Annotated in this window: 1 protein-coding gene; it reads left to right on the forward strand. The window is 37.4% G+C overall.

Features of this window, described 5'->3' with window-relative positions; translation table 11 throughout:
- Positions 1-334: condensation domain-containing protein (locus CWC11_RS22045; protein ID WP_212748118.1), on the forward strand; the 334-nt coding region annotated here is incomplete at both ends.

The raw sequence follows: 334 nt of genomic DNA on the forward strand, positions 1-334 counted from the left end.
CATAGGCTCTCCTGTTGCAAATCGACGAGATCAAGCTTTAGAAGGGTTGATAGGACTATTTGTAAATACATTGGTATTACGGTTAAAGTGTGAGCCTGAGGTAACTTTTGATGAATTTCTGAAGCAAGTTAAAGCTGTTAACTTAGCTGCACTGGATAATCAAGATGTTCCATTTGAGCACTTAGTCGAAATTATTAATCCACCAAGAACTTTAAGTTATAGTCCGTTAATTCAAATTGTATTTACGCTCAGTCAAGCTGGAACTACACAACCACAAACAACTAATATCTCTGTTGAGCCGATTAAACCAGAGTGCCTCAAAGCTAAGTTTGAC

Source organism: Pseudoalteromonas sp. S3178, assembly GCF_005886985.1.
Lineage (GTDB): Bacteria > Pseudomonadota > Gammaproteobacteria > Enterobacterales > Alteromonadaceae > Pseudoalteromonas > Pseudoalteromonas carrageenovora.